This window comes from Actinomyces acetigenes (assembly GCF_031296635.1).
GTDB classification, from domain to species: Bacteria; Actinomycetota; Actinomycetes; order Actinomycetales; family Actinomycetaceae; genus Actinomyces; species Actinomyces acetigenes.
Genome location: NZ_JASPFC010000057.1, coordinates 1 through 8,458, shown reverse-complemented (window position 1 = coordinate 8,458; position 8,458 = coordinate 1). Strand labels below are relative to the sequence as shown.

The 8,458-nt window shown below is 61.6% G+C and carries 8 protein-coding genes; 2 read left to right on the top strand and 6 right to left on the bottom strand.

Features of this window, described 5'->3' with window-relative positions; translation table 11 throughout:
* Positions 1-710: dTMP kinase (gene tmk, locus RIV14_RS13065; protein WP_309325225.1), on the bottom strand; the 710-nt coding region annotated here is incomplete at its 3' end.
* Positions 711-741: 31 nt separating this feature from the next.
* Complete coding sequence (locus tag RIV14_RS13060) at positions 742-1,995, bottom strand: OmpA family protein (protein ID WP_075372391.1); 1,254 nt, start codon at positions 1,993-1,995, stop codon at positions 742-744.
* Positions 1,996-2,232: 237 nt separating this feature from the next.
* Here RIV14_RS13060 and RIV14_RS13055 point away from each other — a divergent pair, with 237 nt between their 5' ends.
* Positions 2,233-2,895, top strand: a complete 663-nt coding sequence (locus RIV14_RS13055; RefSeq protein ID WP_256699276.1) for a hypothetical protein — start codon at positions 2,233-2,235, stop codon at positions 2,893-2,895.
* A 15-nt stretch (positions 2,896-2,910) separates the two neighbouring features.
* Positions 2,911-3,936, top strand: a complete 1,026-nt coding sequence (locus RIV14_RS13845; protein WP_081381834.1) for a hypothetical protein — start codon at positions 2,911-2,913, stop codon at positions 3,934-3,936.
* A gap of 69 nt (positions 3,937-4,005) precedes the next feature.
* Here the strand turns inward: RIV14_RS13845 and RIV14_RS13045 are convergent, their stop codons facing one another.
* From RIV14_RS13045 to RIV14_RS13030, 4 genes are all read right to left on the bottom strand, one after another.
* A complete protein-coding gene (locus RIV14_RS13045) occupies positions 4,006-4,650 on the bottom strand; it encodes a hypothetical protein (RefSeq protein WP_143224202.1) in 645 nt (214 codons plus the stop codon).
* A 48-nt stretch (positions 4,651-4,698) separates the two neighbouring features.
* Complete coding sequence (locus tag RIV14_RS13040; RefSeq protein WP_075372394.1) at positions 4,699-6,915, bottom strand: DUF6571 family protein; 2,217 nt, start codon at positions 6,913-6,915, stop codon at positions 4,699-4,701.
* A gap of 52 nt (positions 6,916-6,967) precedes the next feature.
* Positions 6,968-7,348: a hypothetical protein gene (locus RIV14_RS13035; protein WP_143224203.1), complete on the bottom strand. Its 381-nt coding sequence runs from the start codon at positions 7,346-7,348 to the stop codon at positions 6,968-6,970.
* A 98-nt stretch (positions 7,349-7,446) separates the two neighbouring features.
* A partial coding sequence (locus RIV14_RS13030; protein WP_309325224.1) for a sensor histidine kinase occupies positions 7,447-8,458 on the bottom strand: 1,012 nt, incomplete at its 5' end.

The following is an 8,458-nucleotide window of genomic DNA, read 5'->3' as shown; positions in this document are numbered from 1 at the left end:
TCCACGAAGGCCTCCAGGCCCAGGAGCACGCCCTGGTGGGCCCCGCCGTGGGCGAGGTGCGCGCCACGGCGGCGCACGGCGGCGACAGCGGCCTCGATGACGTCGTCGGCCACCTGGTCGACGGACCGGTCGGCGTCGACGACGACGAAACGCTCCGGCTCGGCCCGGGCCAGGGTGAGGAACTGCTGGCGCAGGGCGGCGCGGAAGGCGTCCCCCTCCTGCTCGAGGCGGTCCTTGGCGCCGCGGCCGGTGGTGCGCCGCTCGGCCAGGCCGGGGTCGCCGTCGAGCAGGATGGTCAGGTCCGGCAGGAGCCCCTCGGTGGCCCACAGGGACAGGTCGCGGACCTCCTGGGGGCCGAGCGAGCGGGCCGCGCCCTGGTAGGCGACGGAGGAGTCGAGGTAGCGGTCGGTCAGGACGACGGCGCCGCGCTCAAGGGCGGGCCGCACGCGGGTGGCGATGTGGTGGGCGCGGTCGGCGGCGTACAGGAGGGCCTCGGCGCGCGGGGCGACGTGCCCACCGTGCAGGAGGAGGCGACGGATCTCGACGCCGAGTTCCGTGCCGCCCGGTTCGCGGGTGAGGATGTGGTCCACGTCCGCTGCGGTCAGCAGGTCGGCGAGGATGCGGATCTGCGTCGTCTTGCCGACGCCGTCTCCTCCTTCGAAGGAGATGAACAGACCGGGGTGGGCCGTGGCGGAGGGCGACTGAGTCACGCGACCAGCGTAGCGGCCACGGTGTGTGACCTCAGAAAGTCGGGACGAAGACCTCGACGCGGCGGTTGAGGCGGCGGCCGCCGGGATTGTCGGAGCCGTCAGGGTTCTCGTTGGGGGCCACCGGCTTGGTCTCGCCGTAGCCGACGGCCTCCAGGTCGGCGGTGACGCCGTCGGACTTCAGGGCGCTTGAGACGGCCTGCGCCCGCTGCTCGGAGAGCTTCTGGTTGAAGGCGTCGTCGGAGACGGAGTCGGTGTGGCCCTGGACCTGAACCTTGGGGGCCTTGGAGTCCTTGAGGACGGTGGCCAGGTTGGTCAGGGTGGTCGAGGCCTCGCCGCGCAGGTCGGATGAGCCGAAGTCGAACAGGACACTGTCCTCCAGGGTGATGACGGTGCCGCAGGACTGCACGGGCTTGGCGGCGTCAATGGAGGGGAAGGTGCCGACCTTGCCAGCCTTGGGGACGGGTTTGGCCGAGATCGTGGAGCCGTTGACGATGGCGGTGCCGTCACCGTTGTTGGTGATGGAGAGCTTGCCGTCGGAGTAGGTGCCTGAGCCGTTGCCGTCGTTGGTGATGGAGACCCCGCCGCGGTTGTAGGTGCCCGAGCCCTTACCGTCGAGGGTGATGGACTCTCCGGTGGCGGAGTCGTTGTAGGTGCCTGAGCCGTCGCCGTTGACGGTGACCGAGACGTGGTCGCCGCTGTAAGTGCCCGAGCCGTCACCGTTGACGGTGATGGTGACCTTCCCGTCGGAGTAGGTGCCTGAGCCGTCACCGTTGTTGGTGATGGAGACCTTGCCGTCGTTGAACGTCCCTGAGCCGTCACCGTTGTTGGTGACCGAGGTGGTCCCTGAGCTCGCGGTCATGGAGCCGTCGCCGCCAAGGACCGTGGAGCCGGAGACGAGCGAGCCATTCGCGTCGCAGCGGGCGGGCCTGACGGTGACGCCGGGCTGGGAGGTGATGGAGCGTGTGAGATCCGGGGTGAAGGCGCCCGTGGATTGGGTGAGCAGGCTGAGGTCGGGCAGGGAGATCATGGGGATCGGGGGAATCTGTCCGGGTTCATAGCCGGCGACGGCCTGACCCGCGGAAGCGGCCGTTCCCGTCGCCTGGGCGGAGGCGGAGCCCTGGGCGCTTCCCGCGGAGCCGGCGGAGTCCGAGCCGGCCTGACTGGCCGGGGTCTGCTGACCCTGAGCCTGCGAGGACGAGCCGCCTCCGATGGACAGGGAGCAGCCGCTCAGTGCGAGGGCGGCGATGAGGGAGAGGGAAGGCAGGGAGATGAGTGCTTTCGTCATGCCCGGAACGTTACTGAGTCGTTGTCGCCGCCCGGTTCCCACCCTGTCGCAGAACTGCGACGCAGCATCATCCGGGCCGGGCGGCTCCGGCATGGGAAGCGCGACCGTGATGTGACCGTGATGCGATCGTGACTGACGGGCTATAGTCAATTCATTGCGGCCTGCCGGTTGATTCCGGCTATCACGGATTGGAGCGTGCTCGTGGGACAGTGTGGTTCTCGTCGTCGATTCACGGGGGTGGCTGGCACCGCGGTGCTCGCAGGGTGTCTGGTGCTGGCCGGATGCTCGTCGAGCAGCCCGAAGGGCGGCGGCACCGTGCCACCACTGAAGACCGCTGCCAGCGGGGCCAGCGCGTCCGCCGGTGCGACGACGTCGGCCGGGGCCTCGGCGTCACCGGGCGCGAGCAGCACCGCCAGTACAGGTCCCGTGACCCCGGAGTCGATGTCGGACCCGGACCTGGGCTACACGGTCGTCTCCGTCCCCGAGAACCTCGACCCCACCCAGACCGAGGTCCTGCGCGCCTACTTCGCCTACGACAAGGCGACCTGGCGCCTCTGGTTCAGAAACGAGGGCCTCGACACCATGCATACCGTCGCCACAGGTCAGTTGTTGACAGAAATTAAACACAACGCCGCTAAGAAGAATGGGAGCCTGTCTCGACCCCCGGTAAGAATATCGGTGAGCGAAGTGACCGCCTCCAATGACGGTAATGGCTACACTGTCGCGACATGTCTCGACAAGACTCAGATGACATCAGTTGACGCGCAGGGGAAAGATATCACCGACCCCAACAATCAAATCTATCTGCCGTCCGCAACATTCATGACGCAAGGACCCAACGGCACTTGGCGAGCCAGCCTTGAAGATAGTGGCACCCCCAACAGCTGCTCGGTGAACTGACGAAAGGATCCCCAAGTGCGCAAGCACCCAATGGCGACGGGAACTGCATTTCTACTGCTCATCACCAGCCTATCTGCAGCGCCAACTGCATATGCCGGGAAGGACAGCAGTCAGGTGGACGCCTCGTCGACGCAGAGTGCGGGTGGCGGGGAGATCTCGGTGAGCATCACCGAGCAGTACACAGCAGCCTCATCCGGAGGCGGCGGAGGCGAAACGGTCTCGTCGTCAACGTCCATAAGCGTCAAGCCCTCCTGCTACTACGAGAAGCAAGCGGATCAATCGCAGGTAGGCAGAGACGCCTTCGACATCCAGGACAGCGGCAAACTCAATCAGCCAGATGAGGTCGAAAGGATGTATTCCGGTTACAAGCAATGGATGAAAGATAGGCAACCGGGAACCTGGTGGCACGTAGAATGCAACAGGGACGCCTTTGATGACCTGGGCGCCATGCAAGCCGCCCGCAACCGCATGACCCCCAATGGGGCGCCTTACCTGTGGGTCCCGGATAGCGAGAACGGCGGGAAGCCTCCGGCTCCCTATATCTCCGGGCGCGCGCTTGCGACCGCGGCGTGGAAAGCGGTGAAGATTCCGCAACCGACCATTGAGACTAACCCAAAGGTCGGTTCTCAGGGCGCCACCCTGGTTGGGATGGACACCTGGGTGTGGGCCACGGGCAACACCCCGCGCTCGGTGACCGTCACCGCCTCCGCAGGGACCACGTCGGCGACGGTCACGGCAGCCTCGGCCGGCCTCCAGCTCTCCGCCCCCGACGGGAAGCCCTCATGTCAGGGCTTCGGGATCGCCTGGCACTCAGGAATGCCTGAGGGCTCGAGCCCCTGCACCATCTCCTTCAACCGCAGCTCGGCGCACCTGGGCGGCACGACCCCACTGACGGTGTCCGCGGCCTACTCAGCCACCTACACCGCCACTGACGGCTCCGGCGGTGATCTGCCCGCAGTCACCACCACCAACACCATCAACCTGCCGGTCGCCGAGGTCCAGACCCTCACCACCAACAGCAAGAACCCCCGCCAGAACTGAATCCACCCACGCAGCAGGGACGACATCGCGGGCACGCCCCACCGCGCGCAGCAGACACGATGCCTTCGCCTATGGCACCTCCGTGCGCCTCAGATTTGGCCCGTTAGCAACTGGTGGAATGGCAGGGATCATTTCCCGAACCAAAGCCTTCATCCCTTCGAGCGATTTCGGTCCATACGTGTGACCTGAGAAGTGGTTGTACACGAGCTCCACCTGAAGTGCATGGTTATCCGGGTACAGCCAGGCGACAGAGATCCCATCGTCATGCGCCCACATGTAGCCTCGTCCTTCGATACCATCAAGGACCAGCCGCTCGTGCCCCTCAGCTTCGATCTCACTGAACAAGTGCCCACTATCCACACTCAGGAGACCACCTGGAGCATATGCGATAAGTAGCGAAGACGGGTTATCGTCACCGCTCTCGTGCCCCGCGATCGTGCAGTAGAAAGCACTCTCTTGCGGCACCTTGGTTAGATCGACGGAATCATTACTGTGACGGTACACATACTCTTCAGAATGGAAGGACAGCCCTTCCAGCAGCAATCGATTCGGGACAACGTCACACAGGGTGTCATCAAGACGAAACACAGGACTGGAAGCGGCGGTACTGGCCGCCCCTTTTCCCTTGCTATCACCCCGAGCACATGAAACGATTCCCAAGAACATGAAGACAGCAGCGACAGCACAACTCAAATTCATGAAAGAACGTCGCATACACATCACCTCAGAATCTTCCTTCGTGGCACTAGCTAACCAAATCTCCTAATTCTTCCTCGGAGCCGCAGCGGCTTTACCTCCTTCAACTTGATGCTCAGCATCAACCTGACCATCGACAACCGACGACTCCACTCCATTTAAAGACCTCAGGCTATTATCATTCTCAACTCCACTGTTCTTCCAATCTAGCATCTCTGAGACCTGCTCATCGCTAAGAGAGTTCACGTCAATCGATGGCTTTCCATTGGCGTCCTCTTGATACCATCCTGTTTTATTATGCTCAGGCGACGGCTTCACACCTTCCCCCGAAGCCATCTCATGATTAAGAACAATTGCATACCCTTGAGCTTTACGGCGGTTATATGAGTTCTCGGCACCGTTGGTCGTATCAACCTCAGGGGAGCCCAACTGTTTCAGTATGAAATCAGTTGCCATCGGCTGCGTGATGTTCGATGCGATAGCGTACGCGGCTGGAGCTCCTGTCCCTGCAGTTGCTGCACCAACCCCCAAGCCGATCATTGTGTTGGCGACGGTCATCATAGTGCCAACGGTCTTGTTTCTTTTCTTTTCTATCTGAGCCGCGTCAGCCTTATTCTGGTTGATATCATCATCGAAACGCATGTTAGAAAGCTGTTCCAGATATGCTGTTGTTGCTACGCTTTGACGGTACTTGTTTTTGAAATCTTCCTCTCCGGAACCATTTTCAGCAGCACCAGCAGCAGCCTCAATCCGCTCCCCGTGAAACTTTCCGGCGGCAGCCGACACTGTTGCCATGGCATCAGAATTGTTCCCAAACCTGTATACAAGAGTCGAGATGTCCTTGGCGTCAACTCCCCATTTGTTAAGACTCGGCCCGTCCCCAGACCCAGAGTATGAACTTCCGGAACTCGCTGCCGCCAGTTCTTCAGGGGAGTTGGCGACAACAGTGGCCACATTCTTCTGCATCGCTTCCGAAAACTTCCCTTTAGGCCATTTATCACTAGCGAAATACTTCATCCCTTTTGCGGCTGCATACGTTGCCCGTGCGTCACCTTCAGCGCTGGGGTGCTCAGCATCGGGATTCCTGAACGATGAAGCTTGAGCAAGTGCAGCCGAAAAATTTTCGATCGGACGTGCACCTTTTCGCTTAGATAACTTCGGGACCGGAATGGCATCCCAGTCACGAGAAGTGAGCTTTTCCCATCGATGCTGGGTGTCCTTGTCTGGGTTCCAATTGCCATCCTTATCGACTGATCCTTTTCCACTGAGATAAGCGAGGGAAAGGTCTTTATCTTTGGCCATGAGCTCCATGACGCCAGCAAGCGGGTCTGTTGAATACTCGGTAGACAAGTATGTAGTTCCAGACGAGATAGTCTTTGGGTCTATTTCCTCAAGGATATCCGCTGCATTAAGAATAAAACCGGAACCATAGTTGGTTCCAGTCGTTGTCACAAGCGCGTTGAACGCTGCGGCGTCATCCGGCGATTTTGAACTATAAATCGCGACCCCGAAGTCTTTTCCTAACGACTCCCCTCCGACACTGGGCTGAGACGCCCCAGCCAGAAGGTGTCCAAGGGTATCTGTCATGAGCTGGATTTTGTTGGGGTCTCTCGCGAAGGTCTGATTAGCGTTGTTAACCAGGGTGAGGTAGGCTCGAGCCCCTCCGACGGACTTCACAAATGAAGCTCCGTACGCCGGGACGTCTTGATGTTTTTCTATTTCTGCTCTGAGTTTCTCGGCTTTCTCCGCGTCACCAGAGTTTACCGCCGCTTGAAGTTCCTGCGCTTGTTTTTTTGCATTGGCGGCAGCTTGCGTATTATATGTCCGAACGTTAGAGGCGGTATCCATACTTGCCCAATAGGCTGCAGTGTCAGTCGTTCCCTCGGGTGGGTCAGGCAGGTAGTATGTGTACGTTCCATCGGGGTTCTTGTTGTCAATGCCGTTGGAATTTAGTCTGACAACTTCTGTCCTGCGAGCGTTCAATTCTCTTGCCAAGCCGAGGATAGCAGAGGCGCACCCGGCCAGCGTTGTTGACGACCCGTCTCCGCCCAATGAATCAGGTTGAGTTAAGGACCCATCGGGAGAAGAAGGACCCGCTCCCCCAGGAGTGCTAGGCGCACCGCCGTAGGCACGCGCAGCCTCCTCCACTGTGCCAACAGGATGAGAGTTGTTCTCACTGGATTTGTAGATCTTGGACCTTTGAGAGGAGACAAACGCGCCATACTCGTTCAGGCGGCCCTCCTGGGTCTTAGCCTTTTCGGGATCAATTTTGAAGAATGCCATGTTTTATTGTACTCCGTCATTCGGTTTTTCAAAGTGCACCAACTGCAATGGACTAGAATATTTTCCAGTTCGCTTCTGTTGAATGCTCGTTCGGATCAACTTTTTTCCCTGGATGCAGTTCCTGCTGTGACGCCGCGGAACTTAGGTCACTAATAATCGTCGCCATGACTCCAGAATCTGAATCAACAGAGTCAACGGCTGTAGTTATCTTTGCAGACAACGTCTCCGCCACTGGGGAATCCCATATTTCATCAAGCCCCGACTTCAAGGTCTCAACAGAGCCTCCCGAGGTCGGCGACCACCCACGAAGATTAGTTTGCGAGGTCCTCGCCGTGGAAAGAATATTATTAATGGCAATATACTTCTTGTTGTCGACCTTCCCGTCATTTGACTTGCCATCTTTCGAATCGGCAGGAGGGGGAGTCTCACTCATCTAAGCTCCTTGAGTTCGCTATGCTCATCCAATCTGAGGTTACTTTACCGTAACATCCGCGGATCTCTGCCTGCGTATGCGGGAGACTCCTATCAGGCTCAGGAGGCAACCGGCGGCCCCGCGACGGGCAGGCTCAGCCAGACCCGGGTGCCCACGCCCTCGCGGGAGGCCATGCGTACGCTGCCGCCGTGGCGGCGCACGATCGTGGAGACCAGCGCCAGCCCCAGCCCCGAGCCCGGCAGGCCCCGGGCATTGCCGGCCCGGGCCAGCTCACTCCACACAACCGGCAGGTCCGCCTGCGGCACCCCGATCCCGGTGTCGGCCACCTCGATGGTGACGGTGCCGGACTCCTCCCGACCGCGCACCTCCACGGTCCCGCCGGGCTGGGTGTACTTCGAGGCGTTGGAGATGACGTTGTAGACGGCCGAGTACAACAGGTCGCCGTCGCCGCGCACATGCGACAGCGGCCACGGCACCTGCGGCAGGTCCAGGCGGATCTTGGGCCCGCCGCCACTCGCCGTCCCCTCCTCGCCGACCGCCTGGGCGGCGTCGTGGACGGTCTCGGCGATATCGACGTCCTCCAGTGAGAGGACGGCCGTCTCCAGATCGGCCAGCTTGCGCAGGTCCGTCACCAATCGCCCCATGCGGCGGGCCTGGGCGTCGACGACGTCGACCCGGGCCTGCAGCTCGTGGGGCGGGGCCTGCGGCAGGTCGGCGACGGCGGCCCGCACCGCCGTGAGCGGGTTCTTCAGCTCGTGGTCCAGCCGGCGCAGGAACTGCTGGTGACGGGACCATGCCTCCTCCTGGGCCTGACGTCGGCCCCGCTGTTCGGCCAGGCGCAGCCTGCGGCGGATCACCGTCGCGGCCAGGGCGAGCAGCAGCACAGCGATCCCGATCTCCGCCACCACCAGCGGCACCGCCGTCGAGATGACCACCGGGGCCAGTCCGAAGGCCGCGTAGGAGACCGCCGCCGCGACGGCCACGACCGCCACCGCCAGCACCCATCCGATCCAGGTGGCCCGGCGGGGCCCCTGCGTCGCGGGTTCCAGATGTGTCGGGGCGGCTTCGGCAGCGGCCCCGGCCGAGGGATCGACCGGCCGGGGCTCGGCC

Bases quoted from the DNA above. Each gene is read 5' to 3' on its own strand.
- RIV14_RS13060 (WP_075372391.1), bottom strand. From the start codon at position 1,995: ATGACGAAAGCACTCATCTCCCTGCCTTCCCTCTCCCTCATCGCCGCC.
- RIV14_RS13045 (WP_143224202.1), bottom strand. From the start codon at position 4,650: ATGCGACGTTCTTTCATGAATTTGAGTTGTGCTGTCGCTGCTGTCTTC.
- RIV14_RS13040 (WP_075372394.1), bottom strand. From the start codon at position 6,915: ATGGCATTCTTCAAAATTGATCCCGAAAAGGCTAAGACCCAGGAGGGC.
- RIV14_RS13035 (WP_143224203.1), bottom strand. From the start codon at position 7,348: ATGAGTGAGACTCCCCCTCCTGCCGATTCGAAAGATGGCAAGTCAAAT.